Origin of the sequence: Streptomyces sp. NPDC090022, assembly GCF_044748145.1 — a bacterium.
GTDB lineage: Bacteria > Actinomycetota > Actinomycetes > Streptomycetales > Streptomycetaceae > Streptomyces.
Genome location: NZ_JBIVFN010000015.1, coordinates 26082 through 45019 on the forward strand (window position 1 = coordinate 26082; position 18938 = coordinate 45019).

Here is an 18938-nt window from a genome sequence, read left to right on the forward strand (position 1 = left end):
GTGGAGTGGTCTCCTGCGTTCAGCGGCGCGCGTCTGTCTGCACGAAGAGCACGCCGAGGAAATGACCCTGATTCTCGCCCGCGAACTGGAATGTCAGGCTGCGGGCACCACCGGACAGGGCGGGACTCAGATCGAACACGTCCGCGTCATATCCGAGATTATTCATATGTTCGGGCTGTCGCCTGAACGAGGGACGTCCGAATTCTGTGATAGTAGAATTCATCACATCATTGAACGGGTTTTCGGGGTCGCTGAGCTGGACCCGGCGACCACTGTCGGCGGTCACGGTGAGTGAGTCCCCGAGCGTCCCGCGGTCCCCGTCGTACGCGACCACGCCGACCCGCCCGGTCCCGCCCGCCGGCACGTCCAGCCCCTCGACGTCCACCGTCTCCAGGGCCTCCTGGCCGCCTCCCGCCCACAGCGCCGCGAAGCCGTCCCACACCGAGATCCGGCGCAGCGGCTCGTCCGCCTTCTCGTAGGCGACGACCAGCGTCCAGCCGCCCCAGGCACCCACGCCCGAGTGCCCCATGGCGATGTTGAGCTGGGAGACGGTCCACATCCCCGCGCCGCCGCGGCGCACCAGCGGGGTGACGTCGGCAGAGGCCTGGTAGGCGTCGCTGCCGTCGTCGGTGCGGTGCCCGATCCGGGTGTCCGCCAGCACCTCCGAGTACGCGCCGCCGGGCTCGGCGACCAGCACCCGGCCGTTGTCCTGCGGCGGCTTCTGCTCACCGACCCGCAGGTTGCCGCCCCAGTACAGCCGCGCGTACGAGACCTTCGCGCCCGCGGGCACCTTCAGCTCTGCGCGGGTGGAGTTGTAGGTGTCGGGGTCCTTGTCGACCTCGCTGTAGAACATCTCGTAGTCGCTGTTGACCCCGGCCGCACCCTGCTTGACCTCGCCGCACGGCTCGGCTCCCGCGGCCCGCTCCTTGCGGCAGCTGATGCCGGAGTTCGAGGCCCGGACCAGCCCGCCGTGCTGCACGGCCTGATAACGCTGCGTGAACGGGATCCGGGGCATTTCCTTTGGGGCCGGAGCGGCTGCCAGGGCGTTCGGCGCGTTACCCGAAAGGACGAGGCAGGACAGCAGGGGGGCGAGCGCACCGAGGATTCTGCGGGTGGAACCCATGTGACCCTGTCTCCATTTTCGATCAAGGCGACAAAACAGGAGTGAACTTTGTCAGAAATCGAGCTGGAAATCACGCCGGACTCGCTCGTACGGCCTTTTGGGCGATCGCACGCACCCTCACGGAGGGCGGGTCGTTGAGCGGTTGCACGAGGACGCGACCGTCAACCGCGCGGACCGAAACGTCGGCATCCGGGTGAAGCGGCGCAACCCTGGCCGCAGCACGGGAGTTGAGCCGGTTGCTCCTGTACCGGGCAATCTTGCAGAAAAGGAACAACAGTGATCAAGAAGATGATGGCCGCGGCCGCTGTCGCCGCCTCCGTCACGGGCATGGGCGCGGCCATGGCTCCGCAGGCGATGGCGATCGGCAACGACAACGGCATCAACACCGTGAACGGCAACGGCGCCGCCCAGATCTACGGCAACCAGGCCACCTACGGCCACATGAGCCCGCAGATGGCGCTGATCCAGGGCTCCTTCAACAAGCCCTGCATCGCGCTGCCGGCGAAGCTCAACGCCCAGTCGCTGCTCGCCGCGGTCAACGTCGGCGTCCAGGACATCCCCATCCTGTCGAACCCGATGAACCAGCAGTGCGTCGAGAACTCCACGCAGGCCAAGGGCGACGAGCCGCTCTCGCACATCCTGGACAACATCCCGATCCTGTCGGGCAACGTCTCCTCGGGCAGCTGATCCGCCCGGTCACCCCGCAGCCGAGGCCGCCGCACCTTCGGGACGCGGCGGCCTCGCCGCGTGTCCGGCCCCGATTTCTCCGAATTCCGGAGAATATGGCCCGGGCCAGGCCCGGCCCGTCCGCGAAATATGCGGTTTCTTTTCCCGTGACCGCTCGTTGTTAATTCTGCAGTGGATACCCCGCTGCGGGAAGGAACGAAAAGAAAATGACGTACAAGAAGGCAGTGGTCCTCGCCGCCGGCGCTCTGATGGCCGCCGGTGCTGCCTCCCCCGCCCTGGCCGACGCCGACGCCGTGGGCAAGGCCTCGGACTCCCCCGGCGTGCTCTCCGGCAACCTCGTCCAGGTCCCGGTGAACATCCCGGTCAACATCTGCGGCAACAGCGCGAACCTCGTCGGCGTTCTGAACCCGGCCTTCGGCACGGTCTGCGTCAACAACTGACCCAGCGCGCCACCAAGCGTCCGTGCCCGCGCGGGCACACCTCCTCGAAAGTGGCCTCGGAGTGCACGGCGGTGCACTCCGGGGCCACCTCCGATTCACGACCGGCCCCGGAGCCGGTAGACAGGGAAGGACCCATGCGACAGGTACTGAGCCGACAGGTACTGGGCAAGGGGGTGCTCACGGCCGCCGCGGCATCGAGTCTGCTGTCGATCGCCGGCGGCGCGGCCTACGCGGCGGGGGCGACGGCGGAGGCCTCGCACTCGCCGGGCGTGCTGGCGGGCAACAGCGTCTCGGTACCGATCACGCTGTCCCCCAACGTGTGCGGCAACAGCGTGGACGCGGCGGCGGGACTGAACCCGGCCTTCGGCAACACCTGCGGCAGCGCCTCCGGCCACGGCCACTCCGGCCACGGCGGCCACGGCGCCTCCGGCCACCGCGACTCCGGCGACGACGGTGGTCACGACTACCGGCGCTACCTCAGCCCCCAGCAGGCCGAGGCCATCGACCGCTACTTCGACGACCAGCGGCACACCGCCCCGCGGGCCGACGACGAGGCCCGGCCCGAGCACCGCACGGAGCCGCCCCGGCCCGCGCCCCGGCACGCCAAGCCGCGGCACGCGGCGCCGGCGCCGGCCCCCGTACCGCACGAGACCCGTGACGAGGCCCGGCACGAGCCGCGGCACGCGGCCCGGCACGGCGGCGGATACGGCGGCGACGCCGAGGAGGAGTGCGACGACCACCCCGCGCCCCACCCCCCGGCTCCGCACCCCGCGCCCCCCAAGCCCCAGCCCAGGCCGGAACCGAAGCCCGCTCCCGGGCCCGAGGTGAAGCCGGCACCGCTGCCCAAGCCGCTGCCGGCCCCGGTACCCGCGCCCGAGGCGCAGCCCGCCCCGGCGCCGGCCCCCGCGCCCGTACCGCCCAGCCCGGTCCAGGAGGAGGCGCCGGCGCCTCTCCCGAAGCCCGTCGAGGAGGAGCCCCCGACGACGCTCCCCGCGCCGGCGCCGCCGCACCACGGCAGCTCGGTCTCCGTACCTCCGGTGGCCCCCGCCCCGGCCCCCGCACCGCAGGCGCCGCAGGCACCGCAGGTCGACCAGCCGCCCGCGAGCCCCGAGGGTGACCGCCCGATCCACCTGCCCCCGGCCCCGCTCCCGGCACCGGCACCGGCCGCCCCCGAGGCGCCTCCCGCCGCGGACGCCCCGGTGGTGCCCGCCGCCCCGGTCGCCCGGGTGACCGGCCCGATGCTGGCCGAGACCGGGGCCGGGCAGCCGGCCGCCGCGGCCGCGCTCGCCACGGCCCTGATCCTCGGCGGGGCGATCCTGTACCGGAGGTCGCGCGCCGCCTGACGGAATATCGGAAGAAATATCGGCCGGAGAATCCCTTGTCGGGTTCTCCGGCCGACGTGCGAAAAGAACCGGCCACAGGGTTTCCGTACCCGCACGGAATCGTTACGCAGGTCGAAAGCGGCGCGTCGGTCGCCGCTGGAAAAGGATGCAAAAGAATGAAGTACACGAAGGTCGCCGCCGTGCTCGCGGGTTCCGTCGCCGCCCTGGGCGCCGCCGCCCCCGCCTTCGCGGACACCTCCGCCATGCCCCCCATGAGCGTGACGGGCGGGGTGACCGAGGTCCTGAACGCCGCCAACCCGGTCTCCGAGGCCCTGCCGCAGACCGTCGGCAACGGCCTGGCCGAGCAGGGGGCCACCCTCGACAAGGTCGCGGGCGCGGCCCAGGGCGTGAACCAGGTCCGCAACAACGCCCCGGGCGAGGTGCTCGGCCTGGCCAACACGGCCACCCAGGTGACCCCGATGCTCGGCGGCATCCACCTCAACGGCGGCAAGGGCTGAGCCGCTCCGCCCCGGCCCTAGAACCGCGGCCCTAGAACTGTGGGCGCCACCGGCCGATGCCGGTGGCGCCCACAGTCGCGTGTGCCGTCGAACGTCAGTCGTTGACGCAGACGTTGCCGAACGCCGGGTTCAGGAGGGCGATGATGTTCACCGTGTTGCCGCAGACGTTCACCGGGACGTGCACCGGGACCTGGACCAGGTTGCCGGAGAGGACACCCGGGGAGCCCACAGCCGCGCCCTCGGCCGAGGAGTCGGCGAGAGCGGCACCCGCGGCACCCGCGACGGCGAGACCAGCGCCGGCCAGGACAACGGCGGCCTTCTTGGCAGTGTTCATGGGAAGTGCACCTTCTGTTCGATGTACTGCCCCGATCCGGGGCTCACACCGAGCAAAACGGTCCACTCTCCCCCAACGACACGGGTCCATGCACGATCAGACCTGTTCAGCCCAATAGTGCTACGGCAGTTCGGGCCAATTCGGGACGTCCGGGATCTCGGGGACCTCCGGGATCGCGGGGACGGCCGGGACGGCCGGGACGGCCGGAACCGCCGGGACGGTCCCGGTCGCGGGCAACTGCACCGGCGGCAGCTGGATATTGGGGAGCGTCACCCCGGGGATCGCCGGCAGGTTCACGCCCGGGATCTGCGGGAGCTGGATCTCGGGCAGCTTGATCTCCGGGATGGTGATCTCCGGCAGCGAGACACCCGCCGGCAGCAGGCCCTTGATGGCGTCCAGGATGCTCTTGACGAGGTCGTCGATGGGGCCGGCCGCCGCCCGCTGCTCCAGGCGCTCCTCCAGTTGCCGCTCCAGCCGTTCGAGCTGCTGCTGCCGGCCGCCGCCGGACTCCTCGCGGACGAGGGCGCTCGCCGGGGCGGCCGCGCCGAAGACTATGACGGCGACAAGGGCCGAGGGGACAAGGAAGCGGGACGCCTTCGTGCGGTGCATGGGCATTCCTTCGGTGGTCGCACAGGAGAGCGGACCACGGTGATCCGCTTCCTCACCCACCGTGCGAACGCCTTTCACGGAGCGCAACACGATCTTGGACGGCCGCGGGCCGCGTACGGGCCTCGCGCAGGCATCCGCACGCGGCTCACCCGGCCGGGGAAGAGCCGGGCCCGCGCACGCCGTTCGAGTGAAGCACCGGAACCAAACCCTCGGCGGGCCGGTTGTCCAGGGCGCTCCATCAGCGGGCACTCATGCGACAAAAGGACCAAGATGCTCAAGAAGATTATGGCCACCGCCGCAGCCACTGCCGCTGTGATCGGCGCGGGCGCCGCCGTGGCCGCCCCGGCCATGGCCATCGGGAACGACAACGGCATCAACACCGTCAACGGCAACGGCGCCCAGCAGATCTACGGCAACCAGAAGACCGAAGGCCCCATGAGCCCGCAGCTCAGCCTGGTCCAGGGCACCCTGAACAAGCCCTGCATCGGCCTGCCGGCGAAGCTCAACGTCCAGTCGGTCGCGGCGCTCCTCAACATCGGCGTCCAGGACATCAACGTCCTCAGCAACCCGATGAACCAGCAGTGCGCCGAGAACTCCACCCAGGCCAAGGGCGACGAGTCCCTCTCGCACATCCTGAGCAACATCCCGGTCCTCTCCGGCAACGTCTCCGCCGGCAGCTGATCACCGCTCCTCGTTCCGGCCCGCTCGACGGGCGCCCCGGGAGCACCTGACGAGGGCCCCGGCAGCCTCCTGCTGCCGGGGCCCTCGCGTACCGCCGTACGGGCGGCTCAGCCGGTCCAGAACTCCCACCACCGGGTCAGGACCAGCATCCCGATGATCCCGGTGTGCAGGACGGGCGGAACCCACGCGAACTCGGTGAGGAACAGCCGCAGCGGGCCCGGGGCCGGCAGGACGCCGGTGCGGACGTTGTGCGCGGTGACGGCCCAGAACATCACCAGCGTGGCCACCCAGGCCAGAGCGCACCACAGGCACAGCGCGTTGATCTCGTAGAGCGACTGGACCATCAGCCAGGTGCAGAAGCCCACTCCGAAGACGGTGCCGGCGTTCAGTCCCAGCCAGAACCAGCCGCGGTAGCCGGCTCCGGCGAGCAGGCCCGCGCCGGCGCAGACCACGACGCCGTACGCGACCAGACCCAGCATCGGGTTGGGGAAGCCGAAGGCCGCCGCCTGCTCGCTCTGCATGACGCTGCCGCAGGAGACGACCGGGTTGAGGCTGCAGGCCGGCTTGAAGTCCGGGTCCTCCAGCAGCAGGAACTTGTCGAGCGTGATCACCCAGGAGGCCAGCAGCCCGGCGGCCCCGGTGAGCACCAGCAGCCAGGCCAACCCCCTGGGGGGCGCGGCCGGTTCGTCCTCGGGTCGACTGCGGGGCCGGCCCTGCTGACGGGGAACGCCCACTGTATTCGTTGCCATGCGGCCCATAGTCCCGCATTGCCCCACGGATCATGGTGAATCATGCGTATCCGTACGCAAGTTGACCGGAAGGGGTGCGGGAACCGTGGATCCTTCCCGGACGTTTTACCGAACCCCGGACGTGATGTCAGAGCGAGGGGTTACGTTGAGCTTCCGCGAAGTGACAAGCTGCGACGGCCTGGAGACCCACGTTGAGCGACCCGAAGGATCACATCGATCCGTACGAGACAACTGAGGCGCACCTCGGCCGACTCCTGGGCCGCGCCCTCAACTCCTTCGACCTGCCCGACCCGCTGGTCGAGCGGCTGGCCACCGCGCTCGCCCACAGTTCCTCGCTGTACACCACGCACCACAGCCCCGCGTCGGGCGTGTGGCGCGAGACCCACCGGCACACCTACCTGCTGGCGGACGGCGCTTCGGTGTCGCTGTGGGAGCTGGCCTACCGGCAGCAGGGCGACCGGGCGACCCGGCACGAGGTCTTCACGTCCAAGGCGGAGGCCTGCCTGGCGGCGACCCGGCTGTTCGGCGAGGAGCCGGCGGCGGTGCTGGACTTCACGCTGACGGCCGGCGAGGACGAGCTGTCGGGCGACGCGGCGGTGCTCGGCGCCCTGTTCGCGGCGTCCGCGGCGCCGGTCGCGCGGCGCCGCGAGTACGCGGTGGAGCAGTCCGCCGACCACGCCCGGCGGGTGCTGCGCCGCGCCGAGAACCGGGACCGGCCGGGCGAGGGGGTGGCGGCGCTGCTGCGGTCGGCATACGCCCACCAGATCACCCAGGCGTTCGGCACCCGCCAGTGCCTGGCGGACGGCCGGGACGCGGGATTCAGCCTGTACGAGCACGCGTTCGTGCTGCTGGACGGGAGCGAGTACAGCCTCTGGGAGGTCGAGCACACGGCGACGCCGGACGGGCGCCACATGTGCGAGGTGTACGAGAGCGAGGCCGCCGCGCGCGGCGCCATGGAGCTGCGCGCCGCCCGGGTGCGCTGACCCGGGCGACCCGGCCGACCCGGCCGACCCGGCCGACCCGGCAGCCGACCCGGGCGGGCCGGCGGTGCTCAGCCCGCCGGGCGGGTGAGGCGGAGGGTGAGGGGCAGGTCCTCGGTGATGCGGACCTCGGCGGGCCGCAGGTCCTCCGGGGTGGGCATGGCCGTGCCGGGGAGCTGGACCGCGGCCGTCGCGTGGGCCACGGCGGAGGCGAGGGCCCGCGGACCCGAGCCGCCCGCGATCAGCAGGCCCGCGAGCGCGGCGTCGCCCGCGCCGACGTTGCTGCGGACGACGGCGGCCGGGGCGGTGCCGTAGTAGGTGCCGGTGGCGTCGGACAGCAGCTGGCCGTCCGGGCCGAGGGTGGCCAGCACCGCACCCGCGCCCAGGGAGCGCAGCTCCCGGACCGCCGTGACCACGTCGCCCAGGGTGGCGAGCGGCCGGGAGACCGCCGCCGCGAGTTCCGTCGTGTCCAGCTTGACCAGGTCCGGCTCGGCCGCGAGCGCGGCCCGCAGCACCGGGGCGGCCGCGTCCAGGGCGGAGCGCGCGCCCGCCGCGCGGACGCGGGCGACGAGTTCGGCGTACCACCGCTGGGGCAGGCCGGGCGGGAGGCTGCCGCAGCCGGTGACCCAGCTCGCCGTGGCCGCGCCGGCGCCGGCCGACTCCAGCAGCAGGAGGGACTCCGACGGGGAGAGGGCGGGGCCCGCAGTGTTGATCTTGGTGACGGTGCCGTCGGGTTCGGCGAGGGAGACGTTGGAGCGGGTGCGGCTCGCGATCGCGACCACCGTGACGTCCACGCCCTGCGCGCCGAGGAGTTCGGCGATCAGCGTGCCGGGCGGGCCGCCGAGCGGCAGCACCGCCGTGGTGCGCACGCCCGCGGCGGCCACGGCGCGGGCGACGTTGACGCCCTTGCCCCCGGGTTCGACCCGGTCCTCGGCGGCGCGCAGGACCTCGCCGCGGACCAGTGAGGAGATCTCGTAGGTGCGGTCGAGGGAGGGGTTGGGCGTGACGGTGAGGATCATGCGAGCGTGACTTCCGTCCCGGCGGCCTCGACGGCCGCCCTGTCGGCGGGGTCCAGCCCCGCGTCGGTGATGAGCAGGTCGACGTCCGTGAAGGCGGCGAAGCGCGCGAAGTGCTCCTGGCCGCACTGGGCGGAGTCCGCGAGCAGGACCACCCGGCGGGCGGCGGCGACGGCGGCGCGCTTGACGGCGGCCTCCGCCAGGTCGGTGGTGGTGAGCCCGCCGCCGGGAGTGAAGCCGAGGGTGGCGAGGAAGAGCACGTCGGCGCGGATCTCCCCGTACGCGCGCAGCGCCCAGGCGTCGACGGCGGCCCGGGTCCGGGGGCGGACCCGGCCGCCGACGAGGTGGAGGTCGACCGCGGGGTGGCCGGCGAGCCGGGCGGCGACGGGCAGGGCGTGGGTGACCACGGTGAGCGCGGTGTCCGGGGGGAGGATCGCGGCCAGCCGTGCGGTGATCGGGCCCGCGTCGAGGATGACGCTGCCGTCGGCGGGGAGCTGCGCGAGGGCGGCGGCCGCGATGCGGTCCTTCTCGTCGGGTCCGGCCGGCGTGCGCCCGGCGGGGCCGGGCTCGAAGTCGAGGCGGCCGGCCGGTATGGCGCCGCCGTGCACCCGGCGGACCAGGCCGGCCCGGTCGAGGGCCTTGAGGTCGCGGCGGACGGTCTCGGCGGTGACCTGGAACGCGTCGGCGAGGGAGAGCACGTCGACCCGGCCCGCGTCGCGGGTGAGGCGGAGGATCTCCTGCTGGCGCTCCGGTGCGTACATGAGGGTGTCCGTTCGGGTCCGTTCGGGTCCGCTCGGTGTCCGGGTCTGTGGATTCCGGCGGATTTCCTCCACCGTACGCCGCGAAAGGGGCGGAGCCTAACAAAAACGGACATGCCCGCCGCGAGGGCGGACATGTCCGTGAAGGGGGTGGGGCGCCGGGGCCCGGCGGCTACGCCACCGGGACCTTGCGCGGGGTGACGTCGTCACCGTCGTCGGCGAGGGGCTCGTCGGCGGGAACGGCGCCGGCCTCCGCCTCGAAGCCCGAGCCCGGGGCGGGAGCCTGGCGCGGCAGCAGGAACATCACCGCGAAGATCACGACCAGGACGGCGACGACCCACCACAGCGCGCCGCGGAAGGCCTCGACGTACTGCGGGCCGACGATGTGCTCGTTCTCGATGGCACCGAAGTAGACGACCGAGGTGAGGCCGAGGCCGAGGGCGTTGCCCATCTGACCGGTGCTGTTGATCAGGCCCGAGGCGGAGCCGGCGTGCTCGCGCGGCACCTCGGAGAGCACGGTCTCGGTGAGCGGGGCCACGATCAGGCCCATGCCCAGACCCATGAGCACCAGCGGGGCGGCCATCTGCCAGGGGGCGATGTCCAGGCCGTAGTGCCCGGACGCCCAGATGTAGAGGACCAGGCCCGCGGCCATGGTCAGCGCGCCCGCCTGGAGAACCTTGCGGCCGAAGCGGGGCACCAGCTTCTGGACGGAGATGGCGGCGGCGAAGGAGACCGAGATGGAGAAGGGGATGCCCGTCAGGCCCGCGCGCAGGGCGCTCCAGCCCAGACCCATCTGCATCATGAGCGTCCAGGTCAGGAAGAAGATGCCGGTCGCGATGCCGAAGGTGAGCTGGACGCCGATGCCGGCGGCGAAGCTCTTGACCTTGAACAGGGAGAGCTCGACGAGCGGGGAGCCATCCTTCTTGATCTTGTACTTCTCGTACGCGACGAAGCCGGCGATCACCAGCGGGACCGCGCCCATGCACACGAAGCCCCACAGCGGCCAGTCGTTCTCGCGGCCCTGGGTGAGGGGGTAGATCAGCATGACCATGCCGAGGGTGGCGATGACGACGCCGACCAGGTCGAGCCGCAGCGCGCGCGGGGCCTTGGACTCGGTGATGAACATGCGGCCCAGGATCAGGCCGGCGATGCCGATCGGCAGGTTGATCAGGAAGATCGGGCGCCATTCGAGGCCGAAGAGGTTCCACTCGGTGAGCAGCGCGCCGAGCATCGGGCCGGAGACGGCGCCGAGGCCGAGCATCGCGCCGAACAGGCCGAAGACCTTGCCGCGCTCGTGCGGCGGGAAGGTGACGTGGATGATCGCCAGGACCTGGGGGACCATCAGGGCGGCCATGGCCCCCTGGAGGAGGCGGGAGGCGACGAGCATGCCGGGGTTGGCGGCGATTCCGCAGAGCAGCGAGGCGGCCGTGAAACCGGCGATACCGAGGAGGAAGACGCGCTTGCGGCCGTAGATGTCGCCGAGGCGGCCGCCGGTGATCAGGCCGGCGGCGAAGGCGAGCGCGTAACCGGCGGTGATCCACTGGATGGCGCTGGTGGAGGTGTGCAGGTCGGCGCTCATGCTGGGGATGGCTATGTTGACGATCGTGACATCGACCAGGTCCATGAAGGCCGCGGTCATCACGATGGCGAGGGCGAGCCAGCGGCGGCGGTCGGCGGGGGTGGCCGGTTCGGTGGGCCCGGTCTCGTTCCCGGGCGGGGTGAGGGACGTCTCGGTGGTCATGGAAAGAACCTAGACCGCGTGTAGGTCGGTTCGTGTCCTATTTGGCTGGCAGCCTGATGACATGACGGACACACCCGCACGACTTCTGAGTCTGCTGTCCCTGCTGCAGACACCCCGCGAGTGGCCGGGCAGCGAGCTCGCCACCCGGCTCGGAGTGAGCCGGCGGACGATCCGCAGGGACATCGAGCGGCTGCGGGACCTGGGGTACCCGGTCGAGGCCAGCCTGGGCGCCGAGGGCGGATACCGGCTGGTGGCGGGGGCCGCGCTGCCCCCGCTGACCCTGGACGACGAGGAGGCCGTGGCCATCGCGGTGGGGCTGCGGGCCGGGGCCGGGCACGCGATCGAGGGGATCGAGGAGGCCTCCGTACGGGCGCTGGCCAAGCTGGAGCAGGTGCTGCCCTCCAGGCTGCGGCACCGGGTGAGCGCGCTGCAGTCGGCGACGGTGGCGGTGACCCGGGGCGACGGCGCGTCGATCGCCCCCGAGACGCTGACGGTGATGGCGTCGGCGACGGCGGGGCAGGAGCGGCTGCGGTTCGCCTACCGGGCGAGGGACGGCGCCGACTCGCGACGGCTGGTCGAGCCGTACCGCCTGGTCAGTACGGGGCGGCGGTGGTATCTCATCGCCTACGACCTGGAGCGGGACGCCTGGCGGACCTTCCGCGTGGACCGCGTGACGGAGCCGTTCGCGACGGGGGCGCGGTTCACGGCGCGGGAGCTGCCGGACCTCGCGGGGGCGGTGTACCCGGGCGGCGGCGAGCGGGAGGCGTACCGGGTGGTCGTGGATTTCGCGGCGCCCGCCTCGGAGCTGGCGGAGACGCTGCCGGCTTGGCTGGGGGAACCGGTCGAGCTGACCGCCGGGACGTGCCGGGTGAGCTTCACCGCGCGCGGCGACGTGGAGTGGGTGGCGATGCGGCTGGCGACGGCGGGGCCGGACTTCACCGTGCGCGAGCCGGCGGCGCTGGCGGAGTGCGTGGAGCTGATGGCGGGCCGGCTGGCCCGCGCGGCGGGCGGGGCCGCCCGGACGGCCTGAGGGTGGGCGGCCCCGGGGCCGGCCGGGTCCGGCCGGGTCCGGCCGGGTCCGGGACGGGGCCGGGACGAGGCCGGGTACGGGGAAGCCCCGGCACCTGGGGGGGGATAGGTGCCGGGGCGGTCTGTGGGGGCCGGCCGGGTCAGGCGACCGCGTCGAAGCCGGTGTCGCGGGCCATCCGCTTCAGCTCCAGCAGCGCGTGCTTCTCGATCTGGCGGATCCGCTCGCGCGTCAGTCCGTGCTGCTTGCCGACCTCGGTCAGCGTGCGCTCGCGGCCGTCGTCGATGCCGTACCGCATCTTGATGATCGACGCCGTGCGCTGGTCGAGCTTGCCGATCAGGTCCTCCAGCTCCTCGCTGCGCAGCAGGGAGAGGACGGACTGCTCGGGGGAGATCGCGGACGTGTCCTCCAGCAGGTCGCCGAACTGCGTCTCGCCCTCGTCGTCCACGGACATGTTCAGGCTGACCGGGTCCCGGGCCCAGTCCAGGACGTCTCCGACGCGCTGCTCGGTGGAGGCCAGCTCGGCGGCGATCTCCGCGTGCTCCGGGTCGCGGCCGTGCTCGCGGTTGAACTCGCGCTGCACCCGGCGGATCCGGCCGAGCTCCTCGACGAGGTGGACGGGCAGCCGGATGGTGCGGGACTGGTCGGCGATCGAACGCGTGATGGCCTGGCGGATCCACCACGTGGCGTACGTCGAGAACTTGAAGCCCTTGGCGTAGTCGAACTTCTCCACCGCGCGCACCAGGCCCGCGTTGCCCTCCTGGATCAGGTCGAGCAGGGGCAGACCGCTGCGCGGGTAGCGGCGGGCGACGGCGACGACGAGGCGGAGGTTGGACCGGATGAAGACCTCCTTGGCGCGCTCGCCCTCGGCGGCGAGCGCCTCCAGCTCCTCACGTGTGGCGGCGCCCCCCTTGGCGGCGTCGATCTCACCGTCGAGGATCTGCCGGGCGAACACGCCCGCCTCGATGATCTGGGAGAGCTCCACTTCCTTGGCGGCGTCGAGCAGCGGGGTGCGCGCGATCTCGTCCAGGTACATGCCGACCAGGTCGCGGTCGGCTATCTCGCCGCCGACGGCGCGGACGCTGGAGGCCGTGTCGGACTGACGACGGGCGACGGCGCGGGTTGCCATGCGTGCTCCCTTGCAAAGGTTCGGTCGCGGTGCGGCTGCTGTGCGTCTTGCGTCTGGCTGCGGCTCCCGAACACTGTCCCGAGTACCCGCATCCGAAAGGAAACAACGACTGGAATCGGGACAGAATTCCCACACTCCGTCCCCATTTCCGAGATCTTGCAGTATCCTGCGCCGCCACCGCCCGGAACGGGATGCCACGAGACCCACGGACGCGCAGGTCAGGCCCCTGATCACGGTCGATCCGGAGCCGCGCCGCCCCTCCCCCGGCGAGACGCCCGTCACACCCGCTCGCCGCGCATTCGGCCGCGCTTCCCCCTGGAAGACGTCACTCCCGCCCATCGGGTTGCCCGCCCGACCCGACCGATTTGCCGGATACGCGACCAGCGCCGGATGTGCGACCGCAGCCGCGGCTCCGCCGCCCTCAGCCGAACTGGAGCGAGCGCTTCGACAGGCCCATCCAGAAGCCCGTCACCGGGTCGCGGCGGGAGGTGAGGTCGCCGGTGGCGTCCGCGGCGCCGAGGGTGACGAACAGGGGGGCGAAGTGTTCGGTGCGGGGGTGGGCCAGGGCGCCGGCCGGGGACGTGGCCTCGAAGTCCAGCAGGGCGTCCACGTCGGCCGCGGCCAGGGCCTCGTGGCCCCAGGCGTCGAACTCCGCCGACCAGGAGGGGACGCCGCCGCCCGGGTGCCGCAGGGCCGCCAGGTTGTGGGTGAAGAAGCCGCTGCCGACGATCAGCACGCCCTCGTCGCGCAGCGGGGCGAGCTTGCGGCCCACGTCCATGAGGCGGCGCGGGTCCAGGGTGGGCAGGGATATCTGGAGGACCGGTATGTCGGCGTCCGGGTACATCTCCACCAGCGGGACGTACGCGCCGTGGTCCAGCCCGCGGTCGGGAATGTCCTGGACCGGGGTGCCGGGGCCGCGCAGGAGCCCCCGGACGGACTCCGCGAGCGCCGGGGCGCCCGGGGCGTCGTAGCGGACCCGGTAGTAATGCTCGGGGAAGCCCCAGAAGTCGTACACGAGCGGGACCCGCTCCGTGGCGCCGAGGGCCAGCGGCGCTTCCTCCCAGTGGGCGGAGACCATGAGGATCGCGGCCGGCCGGGGCAGGTCCGCGGACCAGGCGGCGAGCTCGCCGGGCCAGACCGGGTCGTCGGCCAGCGGGGGCGCGCCGTGGCTGAGGTACAGGGCCGGCATACGGGTGGTCGTGGTCACGGTGCGCTCCCTCGGGATTCGTCCGACGGGGAAAGGCCAACCCCCCTGGTTCAAATTTTAACCAAGGGGGGTCGGCACTTATTCCCTCGCACCCGCCACGGCGCCACGCACCGGGCCGCGGGCTGCGGCCCGGCTCAGTGGGCGATCACCGGAACCTTTACGTCCGCGTCCTGGCCCGAACCCGCGGCCACGGCCCCGCCCGCCGAGGGGCGGCCGGTGTTGATCAGGGCCAGCGCGATGGCCGAGCTGGCGACGAGGATGCCGACCGCCCACCAGATGGCGGAGGAGTAGCCGTGCACCATCGCCTCGGCCTGGACCAGCTGCGCCGCGGGGCCGCCCGCGGCCGCCGCGGCCGCGTGGTCGGTCAGGTACGCGGTGGTGGCGGACGCGGCGATCGTGTTCAGCAGCGCCGTACCGATGGCGCCGCCCACCTGCTGCGAGGTGTTGACCATGGCCGAGGCCACACCGGCGTCGGCCGGGTCGACCCCGTGCGTGGCCAGGGACATCGCCGGCATGAACGCCGTACCCATGCCGAGGCCCAGCAGCAGCTGCGCCGGCAGGATCAGCGCCGCGTAGGACGAGCCGACCTCCAGCTGCGTCAGCATCAGCATGCCGAGCGCGGCGAGCAGGAAGCCGGGACCCATCAGCAGTCGCGGCGGGACGCGGGTCATCAGACGGGCACCGATCTGCGTGGAGCCCGTGATCATGCCCGCGATCATCGGCAGGAAGGCGAAGCCGGTCTTGACCGGCGAGAAACCCTTGACCACCTGGAGGTAGTAGGTGAGGAAGAGGAACAGGCCGAACATCGCGATGACGGCCAGACCCAGCGAGAGGTACACGCCACCGCGGTTGCGCTCCATCAGGACGCGCAGCGGCAGCAGCGGGGACTTCACCCGCGACTCGACCAGCACGAACGCGGCCAGCAGGACCACGGAACCGGCGAACAGCGCGGTCGTCGTGGCGTCCGTCCAGCCGTCGGACTCGGCGCGCGTGAAGGCGTAGACGAGCGCGACCAGACCCAGGGTGGAGAGCACCACGCCGGGGATGTCCAGCGACGCGCGGCCGCGCGCGGCGGCCGGCTCGCGGATGACGAGGTACGCGCCGACGGCGGCGACCACGGCGAAGGGGATGTTGACGAAGAACGTCCAGCGCCAGTCGAGGTATTCGGTGAGGAACCCGCCGAGGATCAGGCCGACCGCGCCACCGCCGCCGGCGATCGCACCGTAGATGCCGAAGGCCTTGGCCCGCTCCTTGGCGTCGGTGAACATGACGGCCAGCAGCGAGAGCGCGGCGGGCGCGAGCAGCGCGCCGAAGGCACCCTGGAGGGCGCGGGCGCCGAGCATCATGGCCTCGCCGGTCGCGGCGCCGCCCAGCGCGGAGGCCGCGGCGAAGCCCACGAGACCGACGACGAAGGCGTTCTTACGGCCCCACAGGTCGGCGATGCGGCCGCCGAAGAGCAGGAGTCCGCCGAAGGCCAGCGCGTAGGCGGTGATGACCCACTGGCGGTTGCCGTCGGAGATGCCGAGGTCCTGCTGCGCGGACGGCAGCGCGATGTTCACGATGGTCGCGTCGAGGACGACCATCAGCTGGGCCAGGGCTATGAAGACCAGCGCCTTCCAGCGGCTGGGATCGGCGTCGGGGACGGCAGCCGGCGATGCGGACGCGGCCGTTTTGGACATGGGGGTACCCACTTCTCGGTGCGTATGGCGGGAAAGCGCCAGAAAGGGATGGTGCGGGGATATGTGGGATGACTTGTCGACGCTAGCGGGAGCGTCCCGCGACGTCACATGGTTTTCTGCTTCAGGTCGTCGAACGTGACGGGCGCGCCGGGCAGTTCGGAGCGGGCCGGGGCCCGCAGCCCGTCCAGGAAGAGCTGGAGGTGGCGGTGGACGAAGGGGGCCGCGTCCAGGCACGCGGTACCCGGCAGCGGACGGCTGAGCTGGGACAGGGCGATCATCAGGTCCCCGACGGCGACGTCCGCGCGCAGCACTCCGGCCTGCTGGCCGGTGGCCATCAGCCGCTCGCTGACCTCGTTCAACGCGGCGCTCGCCGCGAGGAGTTCGGGGTCTTCGTGGTCGAAGTCGTCGGACAGCATGGGGCACAGGGCGCCGATGCGCTCGTCGGCGGCGGCGTGCGCGAAGCGGCACAGCGCGGCGAAGGCGTCCGGCTCCTCGGCGAGGGCGTCCTCGGCCAGGGCGGTGACCCGGTCCATGACGTACAGGACGACCTGGTGGACGAGGGTGACCCGGTCGGGGAAGTGCCGGTAGAGGGTGGCATTGCCGACGCCGGCCCGGCGCGCGATCTCGTCGAAGGGCACGTGCGCCCCGTGCTCGACGAGCATCTCGCGGGCGGCCGCGAGGATGCGCTCGCGGTTGCGTACGGCGTCGGCGCGCGGCTTGGGCACCTGGCACCCGGGGGCGGGGGCCGCGGCGGTCACACGGGTCACGGCGGCCGCACCGGTCGCACCGGTCGCGCTGGTGCCACCCGCCACACCCGTCGCACTCGTCGCGCCGGTCGCGCTGGTCGATCGCCTCACTCCGGCCCTCCCGCCTCGCGTACGGCCACCCCGAAACGGGGAGCCGGTCCCCGCTTGTGCGGGACACAGGTTCAAACGGGGATTCCGTCCCCGGTTATTTCACCCCTCCGTGTGAGCCGGGCCACATTCGGGTTCCCGTTCGGACGCACCCGGCGCGCGGCCCCGCCCGGCGCGTCGGAGGGTGAAACGCACAGAGCGCAGACCGGGCCCGGCCGGCTGCCGCGGACCCGAAGGCGACCGCCATGCCGCAGACCCGCCGCCGGATACGCACACACCGCCGCACCAGCGCCCTCGTCGGTCTGACCGCCCTGGCCCTGGGGATCGCGGCGACCGCGAGCACCGGGCTGTCCACTCGGACCCACACCGCCGCCGGCCCGGTCGCCGCCAGTACCGAGTCCGCCCTAGCGCCCTGCCGGATCGCCGGCACCATGGGCGTGCAGATGTCCGAGGGACTGCCGACCCCGCCCGGGTACTCCCGGTCCACGGGCGAGGTCCGGGCCCTGAACCTGATGATCGACTTCCCCGACGCGGCCGGCGAGGGGACGGCCCTCGACCGGCTGGCGGAGTTCTTCCCCCAGACGTCCGACTGGTTCCGCACCAGCTCCTACGGCCGGCTGGCCTACCAGCCCGAGGCGCCCATAAGGTCCTGGCTGCGGATGCCGATGCCGTTCGCGGCGTACGGGATCGAGCGCGGCTCCCCCTACGAGCCCGGCTACCGCCAGCTGGTCGAGCACATCGTGAAGGCCGCCGACGCCGAGGTCAATTTCTCCCGGTACGACCTGGTCAACATCCTGGTCACGCCGAACGCCGGGCCCTCCGCCCTCGACACCGTCCTGTCGGTGACCTTCTCCGGCAACGCCGAGGCGCCCGTCGCCGACGGCGTGCCGCTGGCCAACACGTCCTTCGTCTACAGCCGCCAGGACGACGGCTCCGGCACCTACCGGGAGACCGGCTACCGGGTGCTCCCCCACGAGAACGGCCACGTCTTCGGACTGCCCGACCTCTACACCGCCGACGGCGGCGGCGCGGTCGGCCACTGGGACATCATGAGCGAGGACTGGGGCGCCAACAACGACCTCCTCGGCTGGCACAAGTGGAAGCTCGGCTGGCTCGACAGCTCCCAGATCAGCTGCGCCGCCAAGTCCGGCACCAGCGACCACGTCCTGTCCCCGCTGGCGGTCACGGGCGGCACCAAACTGGCCTTCGTCCCGCTCTCGGAGAGCTCCGGCTACGCGGTCGAGGTCCGCACCCAGGCCGGCAACGACGAGTCCGTGTGCCGGCCCGGCGTCCTCATCTACAAGGTGGACTCCTCCGTGGACACCGGACAGGGCCCGGTCACCGTGCACGACAGCTCGGACACCAGCGGCGGCTGCACCCGCCGTCCCAACGTCCACGCCGAGCTCTCCGACGCGCCCTTCCGGCCCGGCGAGACCTTCACCGACGAGGCGGCGGGCATCTCCATCGCCGTCGTGGGCGAGACGCGGGGCGGCAGCTACCAGGTCCGCGTCACCCGTCCGTGACCCGCCGCCCCCGGCCCGGGCGTGGCGCGGACCCCGGCGGCGGGACGAAGCGGTAAGGGATAGGGGCATGACCACCACCCCCGAGGACCGGCTCGCCGCGGCGGGGCTGCCGCTCCCGCCGGCGCCCGCGCCCGTCGCCGTCTACGTGCCGGCCGTACGCAGCGGCAGTTACGTCCACACCTCCGGCCAGCTGCCGATGGTCGACGGCGCGCTGCCGGTGACCGGCAAGGTCGGCGCGGAGGTCGACGCCGGCCGGGCCGCCGAACTGGCGCAGCGGTGCGCGCTGAACGCGCTGGCTGCGGTGGTCTCGGTCGCCGGTGACCTCTCCGCCGTGAAGCGTGTCGTGAAGGTGACCGGCTACGTGGCGAGCGCCCCGGACTTCACCGGTCAGCCGGAGGTGGTCGACGGGGCGAGCGGGCTGCTGGCCACGGCGTTCGGCGACCCCGGGATCCACGCGCGCAGCGCGGTGGGGGTGGCCGTCCTGCCGCTGGACGCGCCGGTGGAGGTCGAGATCGTCGTGGAGCTGCACACGCCGATGGCCGTGTGACCCCGGGTCACGTG

20 protein-coding genes are annotated in these 18938 nt (G+C 72.5%); 9 read left to right on the plus strand and 11 right to left on the minus strand.

Features of this window, described 5'->3' with window-relative positions; all coding sequences use genetic code 11:
• Positions 1-19: 19 nt before the first annotated feature.
• Positions 20-1123: a DUF3344 domain-containing protein gene (locus ACIPXB_RS23990; RefSeq protein WP_401453139.1), complete on the minus strand. Its 1104-nt coding sequence runs from the start codon at positions 1121-1123 to the stop codon at positions 20-22.
• A 276-nt stretch (positions 1124-1399) separates the two neighbouring features.
• Here ACIPXB_RS23990 and ACIPXB_RS23995 point away from each other — a divergent pair, with 276 nt between their 5' ends.
• The 4 genes from ACIPXB_RS23995 to ACIPXB_RS24010 all read left to right on the plus strand — a co-directional run bounded on the left by ACIPXB_RS23995 (position 1400) and on the right by ACIPXB_RS24010 (position 4090).
• Complete coding sequence (locus tag ACIPXB_RS23995) at positions 1400-1810, plus strand: rodlin (RefSeq protein ID WP_401453141.1); 411 nt, start codon at positions 1400-1402, stop codon at positions 1808-1810.
• A 206-nt stretch (positions 1811-2016) separates the two neighbouring features.
• Entirely contained in the window at positions 2017-2250 is a 234-nt protein-coding gene (locus tag ACIPXB_RS24000) for a chaplin (protein ID WP_401453143.1), read from the plus strand.
• A gap of 134 nt (positions 2251-2384) precedes the next feature.
• Positions 2385-3593, plus strand: coding sequence for a chaplin (locus tag ACIPXB_RS24005; protein ID WP_401453145.1), 1209 nt, complete (start codon positions 2385-2387; stop codon positions 3591-3593).
• Between the two features lie 155 nt (positions 3594-3748).
• On the plus strand, positions 3749-4090 hold the full coding sequence (locus ACIPXB_RS24010) for a hypothetical protein (protein WP_401453146.1): 342 nt from the start codon (positions 3749-3751) through the stop codon (positions 4088-4090).
• Between the two features lie 94 nt (positions 4091-4184).
• Here ACIPXB_RS24010 and ACIPXB_RS24015 read toward each other — a convergent pair whose 3' ends face one another.
• Both ACIPXB_RS24015 and ACIPXB_RS24020 read right to left on the minus strand, forming a co-directional pair.
• Complete coding sequence (locus ACIPXB_RS24015) at positions 4185-4424, minus strand: chaplin (protein ID WP_401453147.1); 240 nt, start codon at positions 4422-4424, stop codon at positions 4185-4187.
• A 120-nt stretch (positions 4425-4544) separates the two neighbouring features.
• Positions 4545-5033 (minus strand): hypothetical protein, encoded by a 489-nt coding sequence (locus tag ACIPXB_RS24020; RefSeq protein WP_401453149.1) that lies wholly within the window; start codon positions 5031-5033, stop codon positions 4545-4547.
• Between the two features lie 270 nt (positions 5034-5303).
• Here ACIPXB_RS24020 and ACIPXB_RS24025 point away from each other — a divergent pair, with 270 nt between their 5' ends.
• Entirely contained in the window at positions 5304-5714 is a 411-nt protein-coding gene (locus ACIPXB_RS24025) for a rodlin (protein WP_401453151.1), read from the plus strand.
• 107 nt (positions 5715-5821) lie between these two features.
• Here ACIPXB_RS24025 and ACIPXB_RS24030 read toward each other — a convergent pair whose 3' ends face one another.
• Positions 5822-6463, minus strand: coding sequence for a vitamin K epoxide reductase family protein (locus ACIPXB_RS24030; RefSeq protein ID WP_401453153.1), 642 nt, complete (start codon positions 6461-6463; stop codon positions 5822-5824).
• 191 nt (positions 6464-6654) lie between these two features.
• On the opposite strand from ACIPXB_RS24030, the gene ACIPXB_RS24035 reads away from it, so the two are divergent.
• On the plus strand, positions 6655-7446 hold the full coding sequence (locus tag ACIPXB_RS24035; protein ID WP_401453155.1) for a DUF6227 family protein: 792 nt from the start codon (positions 6655-6657) through the stop codon (positions 7444-7446).
• Positions 7447-7514: 68 nt separating this feature from the next.
• Here the strand turns inward: ACIPXB_RS24035 and ACIPXB_RS24040 are convergent, their stop codons facing one another.
• The 3 genes from ACIPXB_RS24040 to ACIPXB_RS24050 form a co-directional block, all read right to left on the minus strand.
• Positions 7515-8462, minus strand: coding sequence for a hexose kinase (locus tag ACIPXB_RS24040; RefSeq protein ID WP_401453157.1), 948 nt, complete (start codon positions 8460-8462; stop codon positions 7515-7517).
• Complete coding sequence (locus tag ACIPXB_RS24045) at positions 8459-9220, minus strand: DeoR/GlpR family DNA-binding transcription regulator (RefSeq protein WP_401453159.1); 762 nt, start codon at positions 9218-9220, stop codon at positions 8459-8461. Before ACIPXB_RS24045 ends, ACIPXB_RS24040 begins: the two co-directional genes overlap by 4 nt.
• A 169-nt stretch (positions 9221-9389) precedes the next feature.
• Positions 9390-10958, minus strand: coding sequence for an MFS transporter (locus ACIPXB_RS24050; protein WP_401453161.1), 1569 nt, complete (start codon positions 10956-10958; stop codon positions 9390-9392).
• A 61-nt stretch (positions 10959-11019) separates the two neighbouring features.
• Here ACIPXB_RS24050 and ACIPXB_RS24055 point away from each other — a divergent pair, with 61 nt between their 5' ends.
• Positions 11020-11988 carry a helix-turn-helix transcriptional regulator gene (locus ACIPXB_RS24055; RefSeq protein ID WP_401453163.1) on the plus strand — a complete coding sequence of 323 codons (969 nt, stop codon included), beginning with the start codon at positions 11020-11022 and terminating at the stop codon, positions 11986-11988.
• Between the two features lie 139 nt (positions 11989-12127).
• On the opposite strand, the gene ACIPXB_RS24060 is transcribed toward ACIPXB_RS24055, so the two are convergent.
• The 4 genes from ACIPXB_RS24060 to ACIPXB_RS24075 form a co-directional block, all read right to left on the minus strand.
• Positions 12128-13114 (minus strand): RNA polymerase sigma factor RpoD/SigA, encoded by a 987-nt coding sequence (locus ACIPXB_RS24060; protein ID WP_401453165.1) that lies wholly within the window; start codon positions 13112-13114, stop codon positions 12128-12130.
• A gap of 421 nt (positions 13115-13535) precedes the next feature.
• The gene (locus tag ACIPXB_RS24065; RefSeq protein ID WP_401453396.1) at positions 13536-14303 is read right to left on the minus strand and encodes a dioxygenase; all 768 of its coding nucleotides are present in this window, start codon (positions 14301-14303) and stop codon (positions 13536-13538) included.
• A 152-nt stretch (positions 14304-14455) separates the two neighbouring features.
• Positions 14456-16000 carry an MFS transporter gene (locus ACIPXB_RS24070; protein ID WP_401453167.1) on the minus strand — a complete coding sequence of 515 codons (1545 nt, stop codon included), beginning with the start codon at positions 15998-16000 and terminating at the stop codon, positions 14456-14458.
• A gap of 104 nt (positions 16001-16104) precedes the next feature.
• A complete protein-coding gene (locus ACIPXB_RS24075; protein WP_401453398.1) occupies positions 16105-16767 on the minus strand; it encodes a TetR/AcrR family transcriptional regulator in 663 nt (220 codons plus the stop codon).
• 332 nt (positions 16768-17099) lie between these two features.
• On the opposite strand from ACIPXB_RS24075, the gene ACIPXB_RS24080 reads away from it, so the two are divergent.
• Both ACIPXB_RS24080 and ACIPXB_RS24085 read left to right on the plus strand, forming a co-directional pair.
• Positions 17100-18377 (plus strand): M6 family metalloprotease domain-containing protein, encoded by a 1278-nt coding sequence (locus ACIPXB_RS24080; protein ID WP_401453169.1) that lies wholly within the window; start codon positions 17100-17102, stop codon positions 18375-18377.
• 67 nt (positions 18378-18444) lie between these two features.
• Positions 18445-18924 (plus strand): RidA family protein, encoded by a 480-nt coding sequence (locus tag ACIPXB_RS24085; protein ID WP_401453171.1) that lies wholly within the window; start codon positions 18445-18447, stop codon positions 18922-18924.
• The last annotated feature ends 14 nt before the right edge of the window (positions 18925-18938 follow it).

Bases quoted from the DNA above. Each gene is read 5' to 3' on its own strand.
- ACIPXB_RS24010 (WP_401453146.1), top strand. From the start codon at position 3,749: ATGAAGTACACGAAGGTCGCCGCCGTGCTCGCGGGTTCCGTCGCCGCC.
- ACIPXB_RS24085 (WP_401453171.1), top strand. From the start codon at position 18,445: ATGACCACCACCCCCGAGGACCGGCTCGCCGCGGCGGGGCTGCCGCTC.
- ACIPXB_RS24020 (WP_401453149.1), bottom strand. From the start codon at position 5,033: ATGCACCGCACGAAGGCGTCCCGCTTCCTTGTCCCCTCGGCCCTTGTC.
- ACIPXB_RS24055 (WP_401453163.1), top strand. From the start codon at position 11,020: ATGACGGACACACCCGCACGACTTCTGAGTCTGCTGTCCCTGCTGCAG.
- ACIPXB_RS24070 (WP_401453167.1), bottom strand. From the start codon at position 16,000: ATGTCCAAAACGGCCGCGTCCGCATCGCCGGCTGCCGTCCCCGACGCC.
- ACIPXB_RS23990 (WP_401453139.1), bottom strand. From the start codon at position 1,123: ATGGGTTCCACCCGCAGAATCCTCGGTGCGCTCGCCCCCCTGCTGTCC.
- ACIPXB_RS24065 (WP_401453396.1), bottom strand. From the start codon at position 14,303: ATGCCGGCCCTGTACCTCAGCCACGGCGCGCCCCCGCTGGCCGACGAC.
- ACIPXB_RS24015 (WP_401453147.1), bottom strand. From the start codon at position 4,424: ATGAACACTGCCAAGAAGGCCGCCGTTGTCCTGGCCGGCGCTGGTCTC.
- ACIPXB_RS24045 (WP_401453159.1), bottom strand. From the start codon at position 9,220: ATGTACGCACCGGAGCGCCAGCAGGAGATCCTCCGCCTCACCCGCGAC.
- ACIPXB_RS24040 (WP_401453157.1), bottom strand. From the start codon at position 8,462: ATGATCCTCACCGTCACGCCCAACCCCTCCCTCGACCGCACCTACGAG.
- ACIPXB_RS24005 (WP_401453145.1), top strand. From the start codon at position 2,385: ATGCGACAGGTACTGAGCCGACAGGTACTGGGCAAGGGGGTGCTCACG.
- ACIPXB_RS24025 (WP_401453151.1), top strand. From the start codon at position 5,304: ATGCTCAAGAAGATTATGGCCACCGCCGCAGCCACTGCCGCTGTGATC.
- ACIPXB_RS24050 (WP_401453161.1), bottom strand. From the start codon at position 10,958: ATGACCACCGAGACGTCCCTCACCCCGCCCGGGAACGAGACCGGGCCC.
- ACIPXB_RS24080 (WP_401453169.1), top strand. From the start codon at position 17,100: ATGCCGCAGACCCGCCGCCGGATACGCACACACCGCCGCACCAGCGCC.
- ACIPXB_RS24000 (WP_401453143.1), top strand. From the start codon at position 2,017: ATGACGTACAAGAAGGCAGTGGTCCTCGCCGCCGGCGCTCTGATGGCC.
- ACIPXB_RS24030 (WP_401453153.1), bottom strand. From the start codon at position 6,463: ATGGCAACGAATACAGTGGGCGTTCCCCGTCAGCAGGGCCGGCCCCGC.
- ACIPXB_RS24060 (WP_401453165.1), bottom strand. From the start codon at position 13,114: ATGGCAACCCGCGCCGTCGCCCGTCGTCAGTCCGACACGGCCTCCAGC.